23 protein-coding genes are annotated in these 22,690 nt (G+C 63.1%); 18 read left to right on the top strand and 5 right to left on the bottom strand.

The genetic code is table 11. The features are described from left to right. Positions 1–28 precede the first annotated feature (28 nt). Together AC27E8_RS07320 and AC27E8_RS07315 are read right to left on the bottom strand one after the other, a co-directional pair. A complete protein-coding gene (locus AC27E8_RS07320; RefSeq protein WP_014464358.1) occupies positions 29–907 on the bottom strand; it encodes a YitT family protein in 879 nt (292 codons plus the stop codon). A gap of 55 nt (positions 908–962) precedes the next feature. Then, positions 963–2,009 carry a YkvI family membrane protein gene (locus tag AC27E8_RS07315; protein WP_487098689.1) on the bottom strand — a complete coding sequence of 349 codons (1,047 nt, stop codon included), beginning with the start codon at positions 2,007–2,009 and terminating at the stop codon, positions 963–965. Between the two features lie 170 nt (positions 2,010–2,179). Here AC27E8_RS07315 and AC27E8_RS07310 point away from each other — a divergent pair, with 170 nt between their 5' ends. After that, positions 2,180–2,983 carry an undecaprenyl-diphosphate phosphatase gene (locus tag AC27E8_RS07310; protein ID WP_487098690.1) on the top strand — a complete coding sequence of 268 codons (804 nt, stop codon included), beginning with the start codon at positions 2,180–2,182 and terminating at the stop codon, positions 2,981–2,983. Between the two features lie 72 nt (positions 2,984–3,055). Here the strand turns inward: AC27E8_RS07310 and ylbJ are convergent, their stop codons facing one another. After that, positions 3,056–4,345, bottom strand: coding sequence for a sporulation integral membrane protein YlbJ (ylbJ, locus tag AC27E8_RS07305; RefSeq protein WP_487098691.1), 1,290 nt, complete (start codon positions 4,343–4,345; stop codon positions 3,056–3,058). A gap of 129 nt (positions 4,346–4,474) precedes the next feature. Between ylbJ and AC27E8_RS07300 the strand changes: the two genes are divergently transcribed. The 8 genes from AC27E8_RS07300 (at position 4,475) to ku (ending at position 13,609) form a co-directional block, all read left to right on the top strand. Beyond that, on the top strand, positions 4,475–4,831 hold the full coding sequence (locus AC27E8_RS07300) for a nucleotide pyrophosphohydrolase (RefSeq protein ID WP_081462255.1): 357 nt from the start codon (positions 4,475–4,477) through the stop codon (positions 4,829–4,831). After that, positions 4,824–5,552: a 4-hydroxy-tetrahydrodipicolinate reductase gene (dapB, locus tag AC27E8_RS07295; protein ID WP_487098692.1), complete on the top strand. Its 729-nt coding sequence runs from the start codon at positions 4,824–4,826 to the stop codon at positions 5,550–5,552. Before AC27E8_RS07300 ends, dapB begins: the two co-directional genes overlap by 8 nt. A 30-nt stretch (positions 5,553–5,582) precedes the next feature. Then, entirely contained in the window at positions 5,583–6,737 is a 1,155-nt protein-coding gene (gene bshA, locus AC27E8_RS07290; RefSeq protein WP_487098693.1) for an N-acetyl-alpha-D-glucosaminyl L-malate synthase BshA, read from the top strand. 4 nt (positions 6,738–6,741) lie between these two features. Then, positions 6,742–7,935, top strand: a complete 1,194-nt coding sequence (locus tag AC27E8_RS07285) for a tRNA cytidylyltransferase (protein WP_487098694.1) — start codon at positions 6,742–6,744, stop codon at positions 7,933–7,935. Further along, positions 7,922–8,923: a biotin--[acetyl-CoA-carboxylase] ligase gene (locus AC27E8_RS07280; protein WP_487098695.1), complete on the top strand. Its 1,002-nt coding sequence runs from the start codon at positions 7,922–7,924 to the stop codon at positions 8,921–8,923. Before AC27E8_RS07285 ends, AC27E8_RS07280 begins: the two co-directional genes overlap by 14 nt. Positions 8,924–9,015: 92 nt before the next feature. Further along, a complete protein-coding gene (locus AC27E8_RS07275) occupies positions 9,016–9,939 on the top strand; it encodes a tetratricopeptide repeat protein (RefSeq protein ID WP_487098696.1) in 924 nt (307 codons plus the stop codon). Continuing rightward, positions 9,899–12,757, top strand: a complete 2,859-nt coding sequence (locus tag AC27E8_RS07270; protein WP_487098697.1) for a helicase C-terminal domain-containing protein — start codon at positions 9,899–9,901, stop codon at positions 12,755–12,757. Before AC27E8_RS07275 ends, AC27E8_RS07270 begins: the two co-directional genes overlap by 41 nt. Positions 12,758–12,784: 27 nt before the next feature. Then, the gene (gene ku / locus AC27E8_RS07265; protein ID WP_487098698.1) at positions 12,785–13,609 is read left to right on the top strand and encodes a non-homologous end joining protein Ku; all 825 of its coding nucleotides are present in this window, start codon (positions 12,785–12,787) and stop codon (positions 13,607–13,609) included. Between the two features lie 5 nt (positions 13,610–13,614). On the opposite strand, the gene AC27E8_RS07260 is transcribed toward ku, so the two are convergent. After that, the gene (locus tag AC27E8_RS07260; protein ID WP_487098699.1) at positions 13,615–14,559 is read right to left on the bottom strand and encodes an ATP-dependent DNA ligase; all 945 of its coding nucleotides are present in this window, start codon (positions 14,557–14,559) and stop codon (positions 13,615–13,617) included. A 61-nt stretch (positions 14,560–14,620) separates the two neighbouring features. Between AC27E8_RS07260 and ligD the strand changes: the two genes are divergently transcribed. Genes ligD through AC27E8_RS07240 form a run of 4 tightly spaced genes read left to right on the top strand, consistent with a single transcriptional unit; the run spans position 14,621 to position 18,741 of the window. Next, positions 14,621–15,538 carry a non-homologous end-joining DNA ligase gene (gene ligD, locus AC27E8_RS07255; protein WP_487098700.1) on the top strand — a complete coding sequence of 306 codons (918 nt, stop codon included), beginning with the start codon at positions 14,621–14,623 and terminating at the stop codon, positions 15,536–15,538. Between the two features lie 35 nt (positions 15,539–15,573). Then, entirely contained in the window at positions 15,574–16,371 is a 798-nt protein-coding gene (mtnP, locus tag AC27E8_RS07250) for an S-methyl-5'-thioadenosine phosphorylase (RefSeq protein ID WP_487098701.1), read from the top strand. Then, positions 16,368–17,390, top strand: a complete 1,023-nt coding sequence (gene mtnA / locus AC27E8_RS07245; protein ID WP_487098702.1) for an S-methyl-5-thioribose-1-phosphate isomerase — start codon at positions 16,368–16,370, stop codon at positions 17,388–17,390. The genes mtnP and mtnA overlap by 4 nt, the downstream gene beginning before the upstream one ends. Positions 17,391–17,424: 34 nt before the next feature. Continuing rightward, the gene (locus AC27E8_RS07240; RefSeq protein ID WP_487098703.1) at positions 17,425–18,741 is read left to right on the top strand and encodes an amidohydrolase; all 1,317 of its coding nucleotides are present in this window, start codon (positions 17,425–17,427) and stop codon (positions 18,739–18,741) included. Here the strand turns inward: AC27E8_RS07240 and AC27E8_RS07235 are convergent. Beyond that, entirely contained in the window at positions 18,738–18,905 is a 168-nt protein-coding gene (locus tag AC27E8_RS07235; protein ID WP_487098704.1) for a hypothetical protein, read from the bottom strand. The two genes, AC27E8_RS07240 and AC27E8_RS07235, sit on opposite strands and share 4 nt — an antisense overlap. Before the next feature lie 89 nt (positions 18,906–18,994). Between AC27E8_RS07235 and surE the strand changes: the two genes are divergently transcribed. The 5 genes from surE to AC27E8_RS07210 all read left to right on the top strand — a co-directional run bounded on the left by surE (position 18,995) and on the right by AC27E8_RS07210 (position 22,607). Further along, positions 18,995–19,750 (top strand): 5'/3'-nucleotidase SurE, encoded by a 756-nt coding sequence (surE, locus tag AC27E8_RS07230; protein ID WP_487098705.1) that lies wholly within the window; start codon positions 18,995–18,997, stop codon positions 19,748–19,750. 16 nt (positions 19,751–19,766) lie between these two features. Then, positions 19,767–19,946: a YpmA family protein gene (locus AC27E8_RS07225; RefSeq protein WP_012810959.1), complete on the top strand. Its 180-nt coding sequence runs from the start codon at positions 19,767–19,769 to the stop codon at positions 19,944–19,946. Beyond that, positions 19,943–20,455 carry a PepSY domain-containing protein gene (locus AC27E8_RS07220; RefSeq protein ID WP_487098706.1) on the top strand — a complete coding sequence of 171 codons (513 nt, stop codon included), beginning with the start codon at positions 19,943–19,945 and terminating at the stop codon, positions 20,453–20,455. The genes AC27E8_RS07225 and AC27E8_RS07220 overlap by 4 nt, the downstream gene beginning before the upstream one ends. Before the next feature lie 104 nt (positions 20,456–20,559). Then, entirely contained in the window at positions 20,560–21,099 is a 540-nt protein-coding gene (locus tag AC27E8_RS07215; RefSeq protein ID WP_487098707.1) for a hypothetical protein, read from the top strand. Next, entirely contained in the window at positions 21,096–22,607 is a 1,512-nt protein-coding gene (locus AC27E8_RS07210; protein WP_487098708.1) for an ATP-dependent metallopeptidase FtsH/Yme1/Tma family protein, read from the top strand. The genes AC27E8_RS07215 and AC27E8_RS07210 overlap by 4 nt, the downstream gene beginning before the upstream one ends. Positions 22,608–22,690: the final 83 nt, after the last annotated feature.

The following is a 22,690-nucleotide window of genomic DNA, read 5'->3' as shown; positions in this document are numbered from 1 at the left end:
GTCGGTGTTGGCTGTGTGGCCGCGAGCCTCACAGCCATTTTTTGCGCCGCCTGCCCGACGAGCTCGCCTCGCCATCGAAGGTGAAGCCTTCCCCGAGGACTTCGTGGACCGGGTTGACCGTGACGAACGCGTGCGGGTCGATGCTCTCGATGATGCGCTGCACGCGCGACACCTCGTCTCTCGAGACTACGCAGTAAATCACTTCTCGGCTGGTCCCTGTGTAACCGCCGCGCGCCTGCAACAGCGTGGTGCCGCGATCGAGCTCGCGATGGATGGCCTCGATGATGTCGTGATGGTGGTCGGAGACAATCATCATCGCCCGGCCGCTCGAGGCGCCTTCAATGACAAAGTCAATCACGCGACTCGCCACAAAGAGGGCCACGAGCGAATACATGGCCACCTCCTTGCCAATCAGCATCATTACCGAGAGGATCACGACGAAGTCAATGGCGAAGAGCGTCTGTCCCATGCCAATTCCCCGGTGGTGCCTAAGCAGGCGCGCGATGATGTCAGATCCACCTGTGGTGCCGCCCGCTCGGAAGATGAGCCCAAGCCCGATGCCGGTGATCACGCCGGCATAGAGTGCGGCCAGCAGGGGATCGTGCAGCGGAATCCGAACAGGTTGGGTGATTTCGCTGAAGGCAGACACGCCTGCGACCCCCGCCGCCGTCTTCAGGACAAACTCGTGGCCGAATTGCCTCCACGCCACGACGAGAAGCGGGATGTTCAGAATGAAAAAGGAGACGCCGATGGGCACGTGCAGCTTGTACAACAAGAGCAGCGAGATGCCCACAAAACCGCCTTCGGCCAAGTGATTGGCGACCAGAAATCCGTTCAGTCCGAGGGCGTAGATGAGGGCGCCCACTGCGATGGCGCCCCACTGGATTCCGCGTTCGAATGTTTTCATCAGGAGTGACTCCCTTGCCGCTTCACTGGTACTACGAGCCATTATACGGGCGAAATCACGGGGTCTTCAACGGGCCGCGCGCTATCGTCAAAACCGTGAGAAGCCACAATGCGATCCAGCCGAACGCCGTGTACCCATACTGAACAATCGCTCGAAAACCAAACGCCGTGAAAACGGCGCAGACACACAGCACCATGCCCGCTGCGGCGAATCGTTTCCTCCGCGTCGTGGGCCGTTCGCCGAGCAGGCCGTACAGATTGCCGACAAGTGTGGAATAGATTTCCCCAAAGAGGACCGCGATAAACATCACGGATACGGCGCGCGGATAGGTGGCGGCGATGCGGCCCATGGGCACGGCGTATTGATAGGCGTCCGGAGCATGCGCAAATAGGGTCACGGCCACGGAAGCGAGCAAGGCGCCAAGTCCTAGCGCACCGAGAATGGCGCCATTCCGGAGCGCGTCAGGTTGCCGGATTCGTCCACCGAGCGGCACGAGCACCCCAATCGACAGGCCGACGTTCATCGCGGCGTAGACCAGCGCAGAGAGCAGGGCTGCTCCGAGGGAGCCAGACGCAGCGAGCGGGTGAAAAATGGCCCAGCGCTTCGCCGGATTGCCCAGGTTGACCAGCGCCAATCCGGCGGCGAAGAGACAGAGCACCGGAACAATCGCCGTGTTGGCGCCAAACAAGCCGCGGATACCGAAGGACGTCGTGACGGCGGCCACGGCCATCGCGCAGAGCACGCCGAGCGCGTAAGGCAGATGGAGTTGTTCGCGAAAGAGCGCGCCCGTGCCGGCCAGCATGGCCGCCGTGGTGCCAAACAACATCGCGATGACGAGCGCGTCGACCCCGCGCGCGAGCCACGGCGACAGCGCATGGGCTGTGAGGTCTTGGAACGATGCGGCTTGACATTCCGCCCCAAGCATCAGCAAACGGTATCCCCACCACGCAAACAGACACGTGGCGATGCCAATCCCGACAAATCCCCACCCCCCGAATCGGCCAAAGAATTGATAGACTTCCTGGCCGGACGCGAATCCTGCTCCCACCACCGTGCCGATGTAAACCGCGGCAATCTGCAAGGCGAGTTTCACAGCCTTCACGCTCGTTCCTCCTCGCCACGTTGGCCTTGTCGCTACATGGTATGGAAATCATCTTGCAGACATGCTGCAAAGCACGGACATGTTCTGGTGCGCCCGTCCATAGATATCTAGGGGGTCAAGCCCATGGCGAGTCTGCAGGAGGGAGGTTGGGTGATGGAGGAGAACAGGAGATGACATACGGAGATGCGGTGCTCTTTGGAGCCGTGCAAGGGCTGACCGAATTTTTGCCCATCTCGAGCTCAGGCCACATCGTTCTCTTGGAGAAGTTGCTTCACGTCGACGTCGATCACAACACAGCGTTTGTCCTCATGCTTCACGTGGGGACGTTGGTGGCGGTCCTGTACGCCATGCGCAAGGAGGTCCGCTGGCTCATTCAACATCCGAAGGCCCGAGAGACGTGGATGGTCGTACTGGCGCTCTTGCCGACGGCCGTGATTGGCGGACTGTTCGAGGAGTGGTTCGATGATCTCTTTGCATCGGGCGCGACCATCGGCCTCGAATTCTTGCTGACAGGCATCCTTCTGTGGTGGATGGACGCCGTCGACGCGGGCCCCAAGAACGAGACCACGATGACGGCCGCAGACAGCCTTTGGATTGGGGCGCTTCAGGGCGCTGCCATTCTGCCGGCGCTGTCGCGCTCCGGTCTGACCATCGCCGGGGGGCTTTGGCGAGGGCTGAACCGGGAGGCAGCGACGCGGTTTTCGTTCCTCTTGTCCATCCCGGCAATTTTGGGCGGCGTTCTTGTCAAGCTCGACGACCTCGTCGAGGCCCACGGGTCGGCGGCTCTGTCGTCCGGGCCGATGCTTGCTGGCATGTTGGCGGCGCTCGCCACGGGGTACCTGTCAGTGCGGTGGACGAAGGCGTTGATCGCCCGCGCGAGAATGCGTTGGTTCGCGGTGTACGCGTTCGCGCTTTCGGCATGGATTTTGTTCGATCAGCTGATCCAACATCGTTTCTTTCCCCCTCTCGCATGACTGCCGTTTAGGGCTTCGCAAAGACGGCCAGGTATCGTACTGCGATACCTGGCCGTCTTGCGTGGTCTGGTTTCATCCTTGCGAGCGAACGAAGAACGCGACGATTCGAATCCTCCGGAGCAGCAGCACGCCGGCAGACAAAACGGTGAGGGCCGCGCAGATGCCGAGCCACAACTCGAAACTGTTCGACATCGCGTGTGTGAAGGTCGTCCAAAAACCCTCCCGTTCGCTTACGGAGGACATCATGGGAAGGTGACGTGTCACGCTTGCCAACGCGCCTTGGGCGGTTCTTCCCACACCCATCCCGTACAGGACGACGGTCAAGAGCGCCGCCAAGGAAGCGTGCAGAAAGCGCGCCAGAAAGTATGGGCGCATGCGGATGTCGGTATGCGTCAGCACACTTGCGACCTGCGCGTGGACGCTGAGGCCACTCCAAGCGATAATGCCGCTCACGAGCGCGAGCTTCTGAAGGAGCGGCGCGGGTACCGCCGCCGTCTGAGCGCTGCCAATGTCCAGCTCGAGTACGCCTGCAAGCGTCGGCTGAACCAGCCCCGTGTGAATGCCGAATAGCCCGTAGAGTTCCATCAGGGGCCATCCTAGAACGGCCATGATGCCGCTCACTTCGAGGATTTCGATCACGACGGCAAAGAACACGATGAACCCGGAGATCATGAGGATGGTTTGGACCGATTCACTCACCGCATTGCCGAGCAATTTCCCGAAGGGGCGACCGTCTTCCTCGCGTGCCGTGAGCATCTCCCGGTATGCGCGGGCGAACAGGTTGCCCTTCGGCCTCACCTCTTCGCGCTCCTTCACTTCTCTCAGATGGTCGGGATCTCGCCGTCCCCAGAACTTGAACGCTACGCCGACGAGGAACGAGGAAATGTAGTGGGCGAGGGCGAACAGACCGCCGAGGGCTGGCGATTTGAACATGCCGACCGCCACCGCCCCGAACATGAACAGCGGATCCGCCGTGTTGGTGAAGGCCAACAGTCGTTCCCCTTCGATTCGGGTGCACTGGTTCGTCTGGCGAAATCGCGCCGTGATCACGGCGTCCATGGGATAGCCGGCGGCGAGCCCCATGGACAGGGCGAAAGCCCCGACACCCGGCACGCTGAAGAGCGGCTGCATCAGCGGTTCGAGGAGGACCCCGAAACCGCGAACCACGCCCAGGCCCAGAAGCAACTCCGAGACGATAAAAAACGGCAGAAGTGACGGAATGATGATCTCCCAGCACACCCGGAGGCCCTGCATGCCCGCCTCGTACCCTACCTTCGGGTAGATCACGAGCGCCAGCGTGAACACCACTGCCATGGCGGCCAAGAGGACGGTGCTCTGGTGCCCGCGTCTCTCTTTGCGCAAGTGCGCTTCCCTCCTTTGCGGGACCCAGGTACGGGCCCATGATCGTCCATACATGCTTATGACAAGCCTCGTCTTTTATGTTTGCGAGGGACGCTCCGGTATAATGGGGACGCGAGGAGGAGAGTGCGCGTGCAACTGTCGGAAGTTCAGCAGGAAGTCCATCGGTACATATCCCAATTTGAAGAGGGTTATTTCCATCCCATGACGCTCGTCGTTCGGCTCGCCGAAGAGCTTGGGGAGTTGGCGCGGGAGATCAACCATCATTACGGGGAAAAGCCAAAGAAGCCGGACGAGCCGGAAGGAGATCTCGCGCTCGAAATGGGCGACATCCTGTTTGTGCTCGCCTGCCTGGCGAATCGGCTCGAGATCGATCTCGGCGAGGCATTTTCGGCGACCATGCACAAGTTTCGCACGCGGGATCGCGACCGCTGGACGCGCAGGGATCGAAAGGAAGAGGATAGTCAAGGGGGGCGAGCGAATGGATAAGGCGGCTGTCATTCGGGTGGCGCTAGCTGGGGCGCTCGGCCGCATGGGGCAGGTGGCGCTCGAGGCGCTGCGGCGCGAGGACGACATCGCCATCTGCGGGCTTTTGGTGCGTCGCGCCGACGAAGAGGCCGAGAGAAAGCTCTCCGCCTATGGCGCAGTGTACGATGACCCGGAGCGATTGATGGCCACGGAGGAGCCCGACGTGTGGGTGGACCTGACCGGCCCAGAGGCGGTGGTTCGCCATGTCGATCTCGCCCTTTCTCGCGGCGTTCGACCGGTCGTAGGGGCAACCGGCTACACGGACGAGGATGTGACGAGGTGGGACGAAATGGCGCGCCAACGGCAGGTCGGCGCCGCCGTCTGTCCGAATTTCGCGATAGGGGCGCTACTCATGATGCGTTTCGCGCGGGAGGCGGCGCGTTTCCTGCCGCGCGCGGAAATCATCGAGCTTCATCATGACGGGAAGCGGGACAAGCCGTCCGGCACGTCGCTGAGGACGAAGGCCATGATGGAGGTCGAGTACGACGTGCCGATTCACAGCGTGCGCCTACCCGGGCTGGTGGCACACCAGGAAGTGATTTTCGGCGGCGCCGGCGAGGTGCTGACCATCCGTCACGATTCCCTCAGCCGCGAGAGCTTCATGCCCGGCCTCATCCTGGCCGTTCGGCGTGTGATGACGCTGCACGCGCTAGTGTACGGGCTGGACAAGCTCCTTTGGTGAGCGAGCGCCGGGCAGAAAGGAGATGCGCCATTGCGCGTGGGTATCAGCTGTTATCCGACCGTCGGTGGATCCGGAGCGGTGGCCACCGAGCTTGGCAAGGCGCTCGCGCGGCGAGGACACGAGGTGCACTTCATCGTGACCGACGTGCCGTTCCGGCTCGGTGCGTTTGTGGAACACGTCTATATTCACCAAATCGAACCTATTACGTATCCGGTCCTCAAGACCCCGCCGTACGACTTTGCGCTCGCCAGTCTCATGGCGCGCGTAGCCGACGAATACCAACTCGACGTGCTGCACGCGCATTATGCACTTCCGTTTGCGGTGTGTGCACACCTGGCGCGCGAAATGGCGAAGCATCCCATCCGGGTGGTCACCACGCTGCATGGCACGGATATCACGGTCTTGGCTCAGGATCCGAGCCTCAAGTCCATCATCAAACTCGGCATTGAGCGGAGCGACGCCGTGACGGCCGTCAGCCAGAGCCTGGTTCGGGATACCGCCCGCCTGTTCGAGACAAATAAGCCCATTCGCTGCATTTACAATTTCGTCGATCCCGACGTGTTCCGACCCGGGTGCGGTGGAGAACTGAAGCGCCACTTCGCGCCAAACGGCGAGCGCGTTCTGCTTCACATCTCCAACTTCCGCCCAGTCAAACGGCTTCACGACGTGATTGCCGTGTTCGAACGAGTGGCGAGACGCATGCCGGCCAAGCTGCTCCTTGTCGGCGAAGGGCCGGATCTGGGCGCGGCGAAACGCCAGGTCGAGGAGGCGTGCCTTAGCCATCGCGTGCATTTTTTGGGGCGTCAGGACGAGGTGGCGCCGCTTTTTGCGGCCGCCGATCTGTTCCTGCTTCCTTCCGAAAGCGAGAGCTTCGGCCTCGTCGCGCTTGAAGCCATGTCGTGCGGCGTACCTGTCGTTGGCTCGACGGCCGGCGGCATTCCGGAGGTGGTGGTGCACGGGGAGACCGGCTTCCTCGCGCCAGTGGGCCGCGTCGATGAGATGGCGGATCTCGCGTGTAAGCTTTTGGAGGATGAAGCCTTGTATCGGGCTTTCTCCGCGCGAGCGCGTGAGCGAGCTATGCGAGCGTTTCATGTGGACGAGAAGGTCAGTGAGTACGAGGCTGTGTACCGCGAGGTGATGTCGGCTGAACGCGGCGAGTATCCGCATCCCCGCCCCGGCGCGTGAGGTCATGGAAGTGCTGCGAAACGCAGGATATGCTGCGTATCTGGTCGGCGGCGCGGTGAGAGATCTCCTGCTTGGGCGGACGCCCTCGGACCTGGACGTCGCGACGAGCGCGCGGCCGGAGGACGTGAGGTCGCTCTTTGCTCGAACCCTGGACACAGGCGTTCGCCACGGCACCGTCTCCGTGTGGTCCGCAGGGAACTGGATTGAAGTCACGACGTTTCGAGCCGAGGGACCCTATGGCGACGGACGGCGCCCCGACTTTGTCCGATTCGTGGACGACGTGGAGGCGGATCTCGCCCGGCGCGATTTCACCATCAATGCCATGGCCCTGGATTTGGACGGCTACCTCGTCGATCCGTTTGACGGCCAGGGCGATCTTGCGCGCCGGCTTCTCCGAGCGGTGGGCGATCCCGTCGCGCGCTTCCAAGAGGATGGACTCCGCCTCGTGCGGGCGGTGCGGTTCGCCGTGCAACTGGATCTGACGTGCCATCCCGACACGGAGGCGGCCCTCAAAGAAACGGCTGACGCCATTCGCCCGATTGCCCTGGAGCGAATCGGGAGAGAATTGGAGCGTCTCTCGCACGCGCCGTGGCATGCGCACCTCCCAACGCTCGCATCGACGCCGCTCTGGCGGCGAAAAGGGGAGCCGCTCGCCTGGCTGGAACCAGGGTTCTCCTGGCTCGAGACCCAAGGTCGCTTCTCGCTCGCCCCTCCCGCGGGCTGGCCGAGTGTGGCCCTTTGGTTTGTGGGTGTAGACGACGGTCCGCTTCGCGCGCGCCGGTTCGCCGAGGCGCTCGCATACGGGAAGGACGCCGCCCGGCTCATCGAGCGGGCGGTGCAATTGGTTCAGGCCTGGGCGCACGGGGAAGACGCCGCGTCTCCCCAGATGCTTTACGAGGCAGGGCGCGCGTCTGCTGAGATGGCGGCCCGGATGATCGCGTTTCTGGCGCGCGGCGACGTGTTTGAGATGGCGCGGTGGAAACGCGCCATCCGCGCCCAGCCGCTTTGGGATCGGTCCCATCTCGCCTTGCCCGCACACGAACTTATCGCCATGGGACTGCGGGGCAAGGAGATTGGAGAATGTCAAAAGAGCCTGGTGCGAAAGATCCTTCGCGGCGAGATCCAGAATCAACCTGACGCGCTGCGCCGCGAGGTGATGGCGCAGCGAAAGAGAGGCGATGACCATGGCTCAGGATGACACGCGCGTGCGGGATCAGCTCATTGAGGCGTTCCTCCACGCGGAGGGCCCCATCTCGGGAGAGGAGTTGAGCCACCGGTTGGGGCTCTCGCGGACGGCCATCTGGAAACACATCAAGGCCCTCGAGCAGATGGGATTCGAGTTTGAGGCCTCACCACGCGTCGGCTACCGAGCCGTCCGGATCCCAGACGAACTCATGGCGCCCCTCGTTCAGCCCCACCTGCCGCCGGACTGTCTGCTCGGCTCACCCATCCTGTGGGCGGAATCGCGAGCCTCGACGAACGATACGGCCCTCGAGCTCGCGGACAAGGGGCTTCCGCACGGCGCCGTCGTGACGGCTGGGGAGCAGACGGGCGGTCGAGGGCGGCGCGATCGCGCCTGGGCGTCGCCGCGGGGTGGCATGTGGTTCACGGTGTTTGTCCGCAATCCGTGCGCGCTCCGGCACGCGCCCGATCTCACGCTGCTCGCGGCGCTCGCCGTGTGTCGCGCGCTTCGCGGAGAGGGCGTGCCGGTCGAAATCAAGTGGCCGAACGACATTCTCCTCGGCGGCAAAAAGACCGGGGGAATTTTAGCTCAGATCCGGGCGGAGGGGGAAATGGTCGATCACGCCGTCATTGGCATCGGCCTGAATGCGAATTTTTCGATCGACGAGTTGCCGAAGGAGATCCGCCATCGCGCGACGACCATCCTGCATGAGGTAGGTCGGCCCATTGACCGGCCGAAGGCGCTCTCTCGCATCTTGATCGAGCTCGACCGTTTGTACCGCGACCTGCGGGACGGGCGCGGGTTTCAGGCGGTTCATGCCGAATGGACGGCCCTTTGTTCGACCATCGGCCATGAGGTGGAAGTCGCGATTGGCGACGAGCGCGTGCGTGGGATCGCGCAATCGATTGAACCCGATGGAAGCCTCGTCATCGAGACGTCGCCTGGCGTGACGCGAACCGTCGTGAGTGGTGAGGTGTTATTCTCCGAGCGCGAGCAGGTCTAGTCCATCCGTCAGGATTCCCCGGCGGGCGCGCGCATTTCCGGGCATGTGCGCGCAGGTCACATCCGATCCTAATCCCAAAGGGGGCGATGGGCATGACCGGGTTCTCGGATGTGGCGAGTTTGAAGGCGTGGCGCGTGCACTCGGCGTTGGCGGAGGTTCGGGGCGCGCTGGCTCTGGGCTTGTACAGCCGAGCGAAGCGAGCTGTTGCGCGCGCCATCGCCCTGGGTTGGCGCACGAGTTCTGCGTATCGAGATCTCGCTATTGCGTGTGCGGCTGAGGAGCAGTGGGAGGAAGCGAGTCGAGCCTTGGCTTTCGGTTGGCAAGTTGCCCGCTCGGCTCAGGATGCGTTCGATTTGCTCCGCGTCGCGGGTTGGATAGCCTTCCGACGCGGCGAATTTCAGCGCGCGGCCGCGACTTGGCAGCAGGCGCTCGTCTTGAGACCCGAATGGCTCGAAGGCTGGTCCTGCATCGCCGCCGCGTGTGCGCGTGCGGGCGCTTACCGCGCGGCTGCGGCGGCCTTTTGCGCGTGCGGGCGGGACGGAGACAGTTTCGCGCTTGCCGCCGCATGCGCGTACTTGGCAGGCAGGCCACGCGCTGCAGCGCGGAATCTTCACGTTGCCGCGAGACGAGGCGTCACGAGTTCCCGGCATGCGCGCGGCATCGGCGCGCTGGCTGTCGCACTCGGCCTTCGACAACTGGCCATAGCCTGGGCCCGCGCATGCGAGTCTGATGCCGAATATGTCCCTGTCGCGCTCGAGATTCGCGCTTTGATGGCGTGGATGGACGGTGACGCGTCCTCGGCCGCGTGTCTCGCGAAAAAGGCTGTGATGGCAGGAGGAAAAGGCCACGCGCTCCTCTACTTGGCGATGGCGGCTGGTGAACGCGATTTAGGCTTGGACGAGCAGAGGGACCGAATGTCGAGTACAATGGACATACGGGTTGATGGGACAAACGGACAGCGGGAGTGCGACGCGGGTGGAATGGATCATCGTGGATTTGGAGACGACGGGGCTTGATCCGGAGCGCGCCGAGATCCTGGAGATCGGCGCGCTGCGGGTGCGCGGCGAGGAGATTGTCGACACGTTTCACGCGCTGGTGCGCCCTGAGCGCCCCATTCCCGATGAAATCACTCGGCTGACGGGCCTGTCAGACGCGGACGTTGCCGATGCCCCGCCCGAGCGTGAGGCCCTGATGCGGTTCGCGGAGTTCGCAGGTGACACCCCGATGGCGGGGCACCATTGGGCGTTCGAGCGAAGTTTCTTGCTCCCGCGGGTCGCACGGTACGGTTTGCCACTAAAGCCAGGGGACGGACTCTGCACCTTGAGTCTGGCCCGGATTTTGGCGCCGAGGCTGATGAGCCATCGGCTGGAATATCTGGCGCGCCGCCTGTGCTTGCGCGCCGAGGGGAGCCATCGTGCGCTCGCGGACGCGCGTACGGCTCATCAGTTGCTCATGCGGCTCGAGGACAAGGCGCGCCGCCTCCCCTCCGGCGTCATCGAACTGCTCGCGGGGCTCGCGGGACTGTATTCCCCGCTTATCGCCGCTTGGTTCGAGCAGATATTGCGTCAACACGAGGCGCACCAAGGTCCTTCCCTCGAGGAGCGGCACGGCCTTTATTACACCAAGCCCGACCTGTCTTTCCGGCCGGAAGAACGCGATCCAAGGCCGGTGCCGGATCGCGCCAAGCTCGACGAGATCGTCCGGAAAGCGAAAGAAGTGCTTGCTCCGGGTGGGCCGTTGGCGGCGTCGATGCCTGGCTTTGAAGCGCGGCCGGGCCAGTTGGCCATGGTCGAGGCTGTGGCCCAGGCCATGGCAGAGGGCAAGCACGCCATGGTAGAGGCAGGGACTGGAACAGGCAAGTCGCTCGCGTATCTCGTGCCTGCGGCGCTCATCGCGATGGCCACGGGAGAGCCCGTGGTCGTGAGCACGCACACGCTCTCGCTGCAGGATCAGATCGCCGAACGAGATTTTCCGCTGCTTCGGCAGATTTTTGGCGACGAGCTCCGTCTGGTGGTGCAGAAAGGCCGCAACAATTACGTATGCCTGCGAAAGGTTCGAAGTGAAGCGCGCCTTGCCACCATGGCCACGCCCGTCGACGACATCCAGGGCGTCATGGCGCTACTGGTCTGGCTGACGGAGACACCCGACGGCACGCGCGAGACGCTGTCCAAGTCGTCGGTGGGGCCAGGACTCTGGGCCCGGGTTCAAAGCGAGAGCGAGTCGTGCATCAATCGGCGTTGCCCGTTCTTCCAGCCGTGCTACTACTTTCGAACGAAGCAGGCGGCTCATTCTGCGCACCTCATCGTGACCAACCACTCGCTCGTGATGTCCGATCTGGCTTCCGACCACCGTGTCCTGCCCAAGTATGCGCATCTTGTCGTCGACGAGGCACATCACCTCGAGGAACAGGCGACCCATCACCTCGGCTTCGAAGTCCAGAGCGGCGTCATGGCGGCCTTGTCCCACCGCCTTGTGCGCGATCGCGGCCGAGCTGGCGTGTTGGCCGAGGTCACCCGGATGTTGGAAGAGCTCCACATTCGGGGCACCACGCTCGAGTGGCTGGAAGAGGGTCAAGAATGGGTGGGGGCGCTCGGCACCGAGGTGGATGCGGCGTTTCAAGCTATCGCCGCCTACGTGCCCGCGGGGCAGTCGGAGGTGCGCCTCGACGCAGTGTGGCGCCAAAGCGAGTCGTTTCACGCGTACCGGGAGGCGTTGGACAGAACCCAGGCTGGCGTGAAGCGACTGCAGGATCTGCGCGCGCGACTCCTGGATCTGGTGAAATCGTTGCCCTCGGACGATCACGTCGGGCGCGTCGTCGACGCCGCGGGCTTTCTCGGCGCCTGGCTCGACGGAATCGCGCGGATGCAAGCCGTCCTAGAAGAACACCCTGACGACGTGACGTGGGCCGAGGTCCAGGCCAGCGGATCTCGTGTGCGGGTGAGCGTGCACCGAGCCCCCATCGATGTGGCCCGCGTGCTCAAGCAGCACCTGTTTGACCCGCTGCGCTCGGTGGTGCTGACCTCGGCCACGCTTGCGGTGAATGGGGAGTTTGGATTCGCGATTCGGAAGCTCGGCCTGGAGGAGCACGCTCGCGAAGACCGTTTCATTGCGCGGACCGTCCCGTCTCCGTTCGCGATGGACAAGCAGGCGCGCCTCTATGTCCCGAGCGATGTTCCGGACATCGCGGCAGCGCCGCCGGAGGAAGCCGCCATGTGGCTGGCCGCGTCCATCACAGATCTCGCAGAGGCGTCGCGCGGCAGGATGCTCGTCCTGTTCACGAGCCACGCGTTGCTTCGAGAGACCGCGCGTCTGGCTCGCGCGCCGCTCGCGGAGCGCGGCTTAAGCTTGCTCGCTCAGGAGATGGATGGGAGCCGCGCCGCGCTGCTCGAAGCGTTTCGGGCTCACCCAGAGAGCGTGATATTCGGCGCGCAGACGTTCTGGGAGGGCATCGACCTCCCGGGCGATCAGCTGACCTCGCTCGTGATTGTGCGCTTGCCGTTTGCCCCGCCCACGCACCCGGTGACAGCCGCTCGGTTAGAGCGCCTGGAGGCGAGCGGTCAGAACGCGTTTCGAACGCTCAGCCTGCCCGAGGCGGTGGTGCGTTTTCGCCAGGGCGTCGGGCGCTTGATCCGCACGCAGCAGGATCGGGGCGTAATTGTCGTCTTCGACAAGCGCATCGTGACGCAGCGATACGGGTCAATGTTCTGGAAGTCCATCCCTGGCCTTCGGCCGCGGGTCATGCCGGAGCGAGATCTCGTCGCGGAGGTGCGGAAGTTTTTGCGAGGCGCTCCTTCTTCCTCCGAGCATGGCGCGCGGGCTTCGCTCTCACCCTAACCGCGTGGGCGAGGGAGGGTGAGCGGCATGCACGCAATGTGGCGAGGATCGGTGAGCTTCGGGCTCGTGAACATTCCGGTGCGACTGTACAAAGCGACGGAGACAGGCGGGATTCACTTTCGTCAACTGCACAGGACCTGTCGGACGCCGATATCCTATAAGAAGTTCTGCCCTCGTTGTCAGGTGGAATTAAGCCAGGACGAGATCGTGCGGGGATTCGAATACGCAAAGGGCGAATTTGTCGTGGTAGAAGATGACGATCTCGCCGAATTTCAGGGTCGCCGGGCGGAAACCATCGATCTCGTCCAGTTCGCTGACGCGGGCGAGGTCGACCCGGTGATGTTTCAGGGCGCGTACTACCTCGCTCCCGAGGCAAGCGGGAAAAAGGCGTACCGCCTGTTGTGGCAGGCGCTCCGCGCTTCGGGCCGCGTCGGCGTGGCCCGGATGACGTTGCGGAGCGCGGAATCGCTCGGGCTGGTGAGGGCGAGCGAGGCAGACGGGAACGTGTTGGTGGTGCACGCGCTCGCCTGGCCGCAGGACGTGCGATCGACCGGGGAACTTCCCTACGTGCGGGAGTCTGTGGACATCGATGCGAAGGAGCTGGAAATCGCGGAGACCTTGATTCGGCAGTTGACTCGGCCGTTTGTGTCGAACGAGTATCGAGACGAGAGCAGGGCGCGGTTAGCTGCGTGGGTTGCCGAGCGGCGCCGCGAGGTTGGAACGGAAAGGGCGGGCGCTCAGGCGGCGGGCGAGGTCGTGGATCTGATGGAGGCCCTCAAGAAGAGCCTGCAGCTCGCGAAACAGAAAGAAAAGGGCGAGGACCAAAAGCGCAAGAAGCGGAAGACGTCATGATGGGGTCACGGGTCCGCCTGCGCAAAACTGCACACTGCGGGCATCGCCGGGGTCTCCAGCTCGGCGAGAACTACGGGGTGGCGCATGGTTCCTTTTGGGGTCCATTCGGCGAAACGTACCTTCACGGCGACGACGGGGTGCGCGAATCGACACGGTCTCACGACTTTCGGCGCATTGGCGAAGGGTGGCAACGTTGTCTCATGGGACAGGACCCGCTTGATGAGTAGTTCCCATGCGCGATGGGGGAGGCAACCGGCTCCCGCATTGCCGACGTGAATCAGCCGCGCTTGGTCGTCAAACAGACCGAGCATCAGCGCATTCGGAGTCCCGTCGCGGTACATCACGCCCCCAACAGCCGCGATGGCGTTTCGCGCGTGTTTGACTTTGACCCAGCGCCCGTCTCGGTGGCCTGGCGCGTAGGTGGAATCGACTCGCTTGCACACGATGCCTTCGAGCCCCAGTTGCTTGGTGGCGGCGAAGAGCGCCTTGGTGTCCTCTTCGCTTTCGGTCGCCAGCACGTGCTCCACACCTGAAACATGCTCGACCATCCAGCCGAGGCGTTTGGCCAATGGCCAATCCCCAACCCATTTCCCGCTAATCTGCACGACGTCGAAGACGGCGTACCACACGGGTATCTCGCGCACGAGGCGCTCGATCTCGCGCGACGTGACGGCCCGGTCCCTGCGAAGAACCCGGTAAAAGTTGGGCCTTCCCTGGGCGAGCGCCACCACTTCGCCGTCGAACGCACACCCCCGAAAGGGCCGCAGCGCGGATGCAATCTCCGGATACCGGTCCGTTCGAAGCCGTCCATGGCGGTTCCAGATTTGCACGCCGTCGTCCGACACCTCGGCCACGGCGCGCACCCCATCCCACTTGACCTGTGCTATCCACGCGTCTCCCGTGGGCACGACGGCGCTCGATAGGGGTTCGAACGGTCGAAAGAACGGCACCCAGGTTCCCTCCCTGATAGCGACATGCGCCTCTGCGCACGCTAGGCGAGAGGTGAAGCGCATGAAACGCCGCCAAACCCCGCCGACGCTCACCCATGGGGACAAGATCTACTTTCCAGGCGCGGGGCTCAACAAGCGCGACTACATGACGTATCTTACCCAAATCGGCGCGCACTTGGTCCGCCACCTGCGCTACCGGCCTGTCACGTTGGTTCGTTGCCCCGACGGGGTGACCGGCCGCCGATTCTACCAGCGGCATCTACCGCCGCACGCACCTCCAAGCCTGCCGCGTAAAGAGATCCAAGGCGAACGCCCGTTGATTGCCATCCCGGACGTCGAGACGCTCTTGTACTACGGAAACTTGGGCGCCATCGAGTTTCACGCGGGCCTGCACCAGTCCGACGGCCCTCAAGTCGGATGCCCCACAGCGCTCACGTTCGATCTCGACCCTTCCGATCCGAACGATTTCGAGCGCGTGCGTGAGCTCGCGCTGCGTCTGCGCGAGGTGCTTCGCGAGCTCGAGCTCGACGGACTTGCCAAGACGACAGGCGCCTCCGGCCTGCAAGTCTTCGTCCCGCTGGAGCAGCCGCTCCCATACGCTGTCACGCGTCCGGTGGTGAATTTTATTGCGGCGTACTGCGCGTCGCGCTGGCCGGATCTGGCCACCACTGAGAGGCGCGTGCACCAGCGAGGAAGCCGCGTCTACGTGGACGCGCCTCAGCACGGGCCATCGCGCACTCTGATCGCGGCGTACAGCGTGCGCGCGGTCGAGAAAGCCTTGGTATCAGCGCCTGTTACCTGGGAAGAACTTGCAGACGGGGTGTCGCCTGACGCGTTGGACCTCCGTGTCGTACCTGGCCGATTGGCCCGGATGGGCGACTTGATGGCCATCGCCCCGCGCTGCCCTTCGTCGCGCGTGCAGGCCATCCACGATGCGCTCCCTCCGCCTTGGCGACAAACGCGCGTCCGTTCAGTATAATCGAGGACAAGACTTCAAGAGTGGAGGAACTCGTCATGCGTTACGGCATTATCGGTGGCACAGGCGTGTACCAGCCTGGCGATCTGCCCGGCGCCACGCGCGAACGTGTACATACCCCGTACGGGGACGTCGAGGTGACACTCGGGACGTATGAAGGCAAGGAGATCGCTTTTCTCCCTCGCCACGGCAGCAGCCACAGCGTCCCTCCGCACCGTGTCAATTATCGAGCCAACATTTGGGCCCTGAAGCAACTGGGCGTCGAGACCGTGCTGGCAACGGCCGCTGTCGGCTCGCTCAACCGCCTGTTTCGCCCGGGCGATCTCGTCGTGATCGACGACGTGATCGACTGGACCAAAGGACGGCCTTCTACGTTTTTCGAGCACGGGCCGGTTGTGCACATCGACTTTTCGGACCCTTATTGCGCGCGCGTGCGGAAAGGCCTGGTGGAGACCGCGCGCCATCTCGGCCTTCGCGTGCACCACGGCGGCGTTTACGTCTGCGCGGAAGGGCCCAGGTTCGAGTCGAAGGCGGAAATTGCGCTGTTCGCGCGCCTCGGCGGCGACGTGGTGGGCATGACCAGCATGCCGGAGGCCGCACTGGCAAAGGAAGCCGAGATGTGCTACGCGACGGTCTGCATGGTCACCAACTGGGCGGCTGGGATGGCGGCGAAGCCGCTCTCCCACGAGGAGGTCCTCGAGGCGATGCGGGAGAACGTGGCGGACATCCGGCGCCTGTTCTTTGCCTATATCGCGCGGGATACCGGTGTGCGGGATTGTGCGTGCGGCTCGGCGGTGGGCGGCCAAGTGCCGCTTAGGGGAGAGAGTGAAGCGTGAGGGCCATCCGATACCAGCCGGACAGGCTGGAGTTGCTCGACCAGACGCGGTTGCCCCATGAGAAGGTCTGGCTGACGTGCCGCACCGCTGAGGACGTCTATCAGGCCATTCGGTCGATGCAGGTGAGAGGCGCGCCGGCCATCGGCGCTGCGGCCGCGTTCGGCCTCGCGCTCGAGGCGAGGCGGCTCGGGCCGGCCGACGTCCGGTCCCGGTTGCCGCAAGTCGCGGCATGGATGAAGACCGCGCGCCCGACCGCCGTCAATCTGATGCAGGCCGTCGACGAGCTCATGGCAGCGCTCGAGGAGGCGCCGCCGGGATCGGAAGCGGACGCGCTGTACCAACGCGCCGTCGCCATCGCGGAGCGCGACATCGAGACGAATCGCCGCATCGGTGAACTGGGCGCGAAGTGGGTCGCCGAACACGGGGGACGCGTGTTGACGCACTGCAACACGGGTTCCCTCGCGACTGTCGAGTATGGGACCGCCCTCGGCATCCTGCGGGCCATGCACGAGGCGGGGACGCTGGAGCACGTGTACGTGGACGAGACGCGGCCGTATCTTCAGGGCGCGCGCCTCACGGCGTACGAACTGCTGGAAGAGGGCATCCCGTTTGACATCATCACGGATTCCACCGCAGGGTTCGCGATGAAGCTCGGCTGGATCGACGCGGTGATCGTCGGAGCGGACCGGATTGCCCGAAACGGAGACACGGCGAACAAGATTGGCACCTATACGCTCGCGGTCCTGGCGTCGTTCCACGGCATCCCGTTTTACGTGGCGGCCCCCACCACGACCCTTGACCTGTCGATTCCGTCAGGCGATCACATCCCGATTGAAGAGCGCAGCGCGGACGAAGTCACGCATTGGATGGGGAGGCCCATCGCGCCCGAAGGCGCTTCGGCGAAGCACTTGGCGTTTGACGTCACGCCAGGTCACCTCATCTCGGGCATCATCACCGAACGCGGCGTCGCTCTGCCGCCTTACGAGGAGTCGCTCGCGCGACTTTGGGGCAAGCGTTGAAGAGGACCAAGGCGAATGGGAAGGATGAACGCAAATGGCACAGGAACGATCCGTCACCGTTCTCGAGGTTGGCGGCGCTGTCGTGGATCGTCATACCGTCTATCGGGGTCCCGCGTACTTCGTGATTGAAGGTTCCCGCATCGTCCGCCATGGAGAGGGCGCCTACGAACCGGAGCCCGGCGAAGTTGTGGTGCGGAGATGGCGAAAGCGCGACCGAATCGCCATTCCCGGCCTTGTGAACGCGCATGGCCACGCGGCGATGACGCTGCTTCGCGGCGTCGGCGACGATCTGCCGCTCATGACTTGGCTCCAGGAGCGCATTTTCCCGATTGAAGCGCGCCTCACGGGGGAATGCGTGTACTGGGGAACGCAGCTCGCGTGCTGGGAGATGCTGTTGTCCGGAACGACCGCCTACGCCGACATGTACATGATGATGGATCACGCCGCGGAGGCGGTGGCGGAGTCGGGCATGCGGGCACTTTTGTCCATTGGCCTAGCCGCTGCTGAGCCTGAGGTTCAGGTGGAAAAGCTCGAGGCGAGCCGCGCGTTTGTACAGACATGGCATGGGACAGCGGACGGGCGCATTCAGGTAGCGCTGGGTCCGCACGCGCCCTACACCTGCCCTGAGCCTTTCCTGACGCAAATCGCCGATCTCGCCGCCGATCTCGGGGTCGGTATCCAGATTCACCTGAGCGAGACGCGCGGTGAGGTGGATCAATTTCTATCGCAGGAAGGGCTCACGCCCATTGGTTTGGCAGAGCGCGCCGGGCTCTTCCAGGTGCCGACGCTCGCCGCGCACTGTGTGCACGCTACGCAGAACGACATCGAAATTTTGTGCGCGCACGACGTCCGCGTGGCTCACAATCCGCAGAGCAACCTGAAGCTCGGTTCTGGCATTATGCCGCTCCCCGACATGCTAAGCCGGGGCGTGACTGTGGGCCTTGGCACGGATGGCGCGGCGAGCAACAACAACCTGGACATGTTTGAGGAAATGCGCCTTGCAGCGACGCTGCACAAGGGCGTCCGTGAAGATGCGACATCCATCGATGCTGCCACCGCGTTTGCACTCGCCACAGAATTTGGCGCGCGTGCCCTCTTCCTGCCTGAAGGCCATGGCACGCTTCGAGCCGGAGCCGTCTGCGATATGGTGTTGCTCGACGCACGCTCGCCGCACTTCACGCCGTCCCACGATCTGCTCTCGGATTTGGTGTATGCGGCCGGCGCTGACGACGTTCGGGACGTGATCGTCGCGGGCGAATGGGTGCTCCAAAACCGAGAGCCCACGGCGCTTGACGTGGAGCGCATTCGGTACGAAGCGGCGCGCCTCAAGGACTTGTTGACACGCGCTTAATCGCGTTCCACCGTGTTGTCGACGTCGGGCTCCACAAGGCTGGTTTCGTCCAGCATGTCGGCCAGGGCGATATCCATGTAGGCCTCAAACACGAAGCGGCGGACGTCGTCACGCAAGGACGTACGATTCGTCCACGGAGGAAGCGCCTCTTCGCGCTCAGTCATATGCCCACCTCCCAGTATCGTACTTCTAAGTATGAGCGACGCGCCGCGGTCGTATGAGGCGTGAGGTGATGAGAGAGGAGAACGCCGTCATGCGCATGTTGATCTGCAACGACGATGGCATCCAGGCCGCGGGGCTGTTCGCGTTGGTCGAAATCGCGTCGGCTTTTGGCGAGGTCGTCGTGGCCGCTCCTGACCGGCAGCGAAGCGCCTCGAGTCATGGGATCAGTCTTCACCGCACCATTCGGGTGGAGCGGCGCGAGGTTCCTGGGGCGTCCGATGCGTTCGCGCTCTCGGGAACGCCGGTCGATTGTTGCAAATGGGCACTCGCCGTGTTGCACGCCGAGCGCCCCTTCGACCTCGTGCTGTCGGGGATCAACGCCGGCGCCAACCTGGCGACCGATGTGCTGTATTCAGGTACGGTGGCCATCGCGGGCGAGGCGGCCTTGCAAGGGGTGAAGGCGCTCGCGCTGTCCCACGTCGGCCCGCCGTTCGACTTTGCCTCGGCACAAGAGGCGTGTCGCTTGCTCATCGAACTCGCCATCGAACTCGATCTGCCCGCGGACACCTTCCTCAGCGCCAATATTCCCTTCGTTGGTCAGAAGACATGGACTCGCGCGGATATCGTGTGGTGCGATCTCGGCGTGCGCAGGTACCATGATGTTTTTTCGCGCGAACTCGACGTGGAAGGGCACGAGGTGTATCGTTATGGAGGGGATATCATTGACGAGGTTGGAGAGGGCCTCGTGGATATCGGTGTGGTGAGGTCGGGCAAGGTGAGTTTGACCCCTTTGAGATACCACTTCACAAATGATGAATTCTTACAAAACATGATATCTCGTTCATAACGGTGGGTGGAATGGTTTGGATTCGAAATGGAGCGTCTACGCGACCATGGTGTGTTCAAATTCGGAAGATCTGTACCGCCTCATTGATTTTTTAAATCGCAACCTGAAAGACAAGGACGTCATCTTTGGAATGGCCAAGTCGGAGCAACATCCCGACAAAGTGCAGATCACGATTTACCGGACGGATGCCACATGACCAAGCGGAGGATCGTATGGACTTCGGTGCCGATCGCGATGGTCGTGATCGGCATCGGCGTTCTTATGTACTTTTGGAACTTGTTGAGCCCCTACTGGCAAGCCGAACAACAGGCGGCGACCTACGTGTTAGATCACACGCCTCTCGACCGGTTGGAATCGTACAGCGTGTTCACCGCAGCGGGCGTGGAGGATGTGTTCCGGGGCCAAGATAGCTTCGGACGGACGTGGTATGCTTTTTACATTCCCGCGATGCGGAGAGCTTTTGTGCTGCCCTCGACGTCGGTCCTCCCCGCGGACGAGGTGAAAAAGAGAGCTTTGGCGCGCGGCATCGACGTTCAGTCCGTCACGCTTGGCTACGTGGCGAGCGACGAGGAGGCTCCGAGTTGGGCCAAAGCTGGAACTGCAGTCTACGAGGTCATGGGACGCTCGAACGGGCGCCTGGCCTTTTTCTATTTCAATGCTACGACGGGACAACTTTTGTGGCAGGATGTGCTTGTCCATTCTTGAAGGGCTGGAAGCGCGGGAAACAAGTGCGGCTGAACACATGTTCGACGGCGTGCTATACTGGTCTCAGCAGCCGCACAGACCAGCGATAGAAGGGGGCGAGGTCTTTGTCTCGCATCCGCATTGTGCCGATCTTTGTGACGGCGCTCCTGATGCTCGCGCTTCTCATCGGCGGCTGGCAGGCCTATCAACACTATAACTTGCTGATTCCGCTCAAACAAAGCCTGCAGTCGGTCGCTGGTGTGGAAAAGGTGGATATTACGACGGGAAGCCCGGATGTGGTGGTGATCCAACTGGGGCCCTTCCAGACGCTGAAGGAAGGCGACCTTCAGCTGACCTACGATGCCATATCCGACGAAATAGAGCGCAAACTTGGAACGAACGTCAGTGTTCGCATTGGCGATGCGCACGAGGGGCCGCTCACGCAGATCTTCGAGAGCGCGTTCGAGCTCGAGATCCAACAAGGCATCGCCAAGGAGGATTATACCCAAATGGCCGCCGACGTGGCGCGCCTGGCGAAGTCGTACCACATGGCCTACCGCTTGACCATGGATAATTCCTATATTTACCTACAGTTGCAAAAAGGCCCCTACTACCTGTATCGCGTGATTCCTTACGCGTCGCGCGCGGGAGGTGCGACGTCATGACCATGCGCGAATGGCTGATTGGAACCGGGATCGCCGTGGTGGCCTTCTTAGGCATGCTGCACGTGATTCAGATTATCCCGGTGCTCTTCCTCGCGGGACTTGGAGCGATGCTGTGGGTGGTCTTGGACCGGCGCAACGCGCAGGCGCCTGCCGGACGAGATGTGTCGGTTCGGCCGAACGTGTCGTTTGACGAGATCGGCGGGCAGGAATCCGCTAAGCGGGAGTTGATGGAGGCGCTGGACTTCTTGCGGTATCGGGACCGCATCGCACAACTCGGGATTCGTCCGATTAAGGGCATTCTGCTCACGGGACCTCCTGGAACAGGGAAAACGCTCATGGCGAAAGCCGCGGCCACCTACACCGATTCGGTGTTCCTGTCCGCGTCGGGCTCCGAATTCGTCGAGATGTACGTGGGCGTGGGCGCGAGCCGCGTGCGCGAGCTATTTCGCCGAGCTCGCGCGCTCGCGAAGCGAGAAAACAAGGACAGCGCCATCATCTTTCTCGACGAGATCGACGTGGTGGGTGGGCGGCGCGGTCAACACAGCCATCAAGAGTATGACCAGACGCTGAACCAGTTGCTGACCGAAATGGACGGCATGAACACGTCGCAACATCCATTCGTGCTCGTCATGGCAGCTACCAACCGGCCGGATATGCTCGATCCGGCGCTGCTCAGGCCGGGTCGCTTTGACCGGCAAATTCGCGTCGATCTGCCGGATAAAGAGGGGCGCCTGCACATTCTAAGAATCCAGACGAAAAACAAGCCCTTGGCGCCGGACGTCGACCTTGAACACATCGCACGCGAAACCTTCGGGTTTTCCGGGGCCCAGCTGGAAGCGGTGGTCAACGAGGCGGCCATCATGGCGCTGCGAAAAGGCGAGTCCGTGATCCGGCAGGAGATGTTCCGAGACGCGGTCGACAAGGTCCTGATGGGCGAAAAGACGGGGCGGCGTCCGACCGACGAGGAGTTGGAGCGCGTGGCGGTCCACGAGATTGGACACGCCATCGTGACCGAGCTTCTGCGGCCAGGCGCGGTCTCTCACATCACCATCGCGCCGAGGGGACGCGCGCTCGGCTTTGTTCGTCAGATCCCGGAAGATGACCAGTATCTCTACACGAAAGACCAGTTGGAACAGCAGATCGATATCGCGCTGGCCGGATGTCTGGCCGAAGAGCTCCAATATGGGAACCGAAGCACGGGGGCGCAGAACGATTTTCAACAGGCGTCTCAGTTGGCGCGGACGATGGTGAGGTGTGGGCTGTCCAGGCTCGGCATCGTGGATGAAGAGCACCTGCCCGAGCGACTCCTTGAGCGCGAAGTGCGCTTCATTCTCGCCGAGCGGGAGCGGGCGACGCGGGATTTGCTTCGGCCGTATCAAGGCGAGATTGCTCGCCTCGCGAAGCAAGTCGTGCGCGAGGAAAGCGTGGATGGAGCCGAGTTTCGCCAGTGGCTGAACGGACTCGCGCCGGCCGAGCTCACGTCCGCCATAACCACGGCAAGCGAGTGACGACTGGATGCTGGCGCAGGGGAAGCCAAGCCCCTGCGCTTTTCTGCTATAATCGGTGCGTATCGCGTTTGTACGTGCATGGG

The sequence above is a fragment of the Alicyclobacillus sp. CIJ1 genome (assembly GCF_057538885.1).
This window is presented reverse-complemented; position numbering and strand designations above follow the sequence as displayed.

Bases quoted from the DNA above. Each gene is read 5' to 3' on its own strand.
- AC27E8_RS07320 (WP_014464358.1), bottom strand. From the start codon at position 907: ATGAAAACATTCGAACGCGGAATCCAGTGGGGCGCCATCGCAGTGGGC.
- AC27E8_RS07310 (WP_487098690.1), top strand. From the start codon at position 2,180: ATGACATACGGAGATGCGGTGCTCTTTGGAGCCGTGCAAGGGCTGACC.
- dapB (WP_487098692.1), top strand. From the start codon at position 4,824: ATGGATAAGGCGGCTGTCATTCGGGTGGCGCTAGCTGGGGCGCTCGGC.
- AC27E8_RS07285 (WP_487098694.1), top strand. From the start codon at position 6,742: ATGGAAGTGCTGCGAAACGCAGGATATGCTGCGTATCTGGTCGGCGGC.
- AC27E8_RS07280 (WP_487098695.1), top strand. From the start codon at position 7,922: ATGGCTCAGGATGACACGCGCGTGCGGGATCAGCTCATTGAGGCGTTC.
- AC27E8_RS07275 (WP_487098696.1), top strand. From the start codon at position 9,016: ATGACCGGGTTCTCGGATGTGGCGAGTTTGAAGGCGTGGCGCGTGCAC.
- ku (WP_487098698.1), top strand. From the start codon at position 12,785: ATGCACGCAATGTGGCGAGGATCGGTGAGCTTCGGGCTCGTGAACATT.
- ligD (WP_487098700.1), top strand. From the start codon at position 14,621: ATGAAACGCCGCCAAACCCCGCCGACGCTCACCCATGGGGACAAGATC.
- mtnP (WP_487098701.1), top strand. From the start codon at position 15,574: ATGCGTTACGGCATTATCGGTGGCACAGGCGTGTACCAGCCTGGCGAT.
- AC27E8_RS07240 (WP_487098703.1), top strand. From the start codon at position 17,425: ATGGCACAGGAACGATCCGTCACCGTTCTCGAGGTTGGCGGCGCTGTC.
- AC27E8_RS07235 (WP_487098704.1), bottom strand. From the start codon at position 18,905: ATGACTGAGCGCGAAGAGGCGCTTCCTCCGTGGACGAATCGTACGTCC.
- surE (WP_487098705.1), top strand. From the start codon at position 18,995: ATGCGCATGTTGATCTGCAACGACGATGGCATCCAGGCCGCGGGGCTG.
- AC27E8_RS07220 (WP_487098706.1), top strand. From the start codon at position 19,943: ATGACCAAGCGGAGGATCGTATGGACTTCGGTGCCGATCGCGATGGTC.
- AC27E8_RS07210 (WP_487098708.1), top strand. From the start codon at position 21,096: ATGACCATGCGCGAATGGCTGATTGGAACCGGGATCGCCGTGGTGGCC.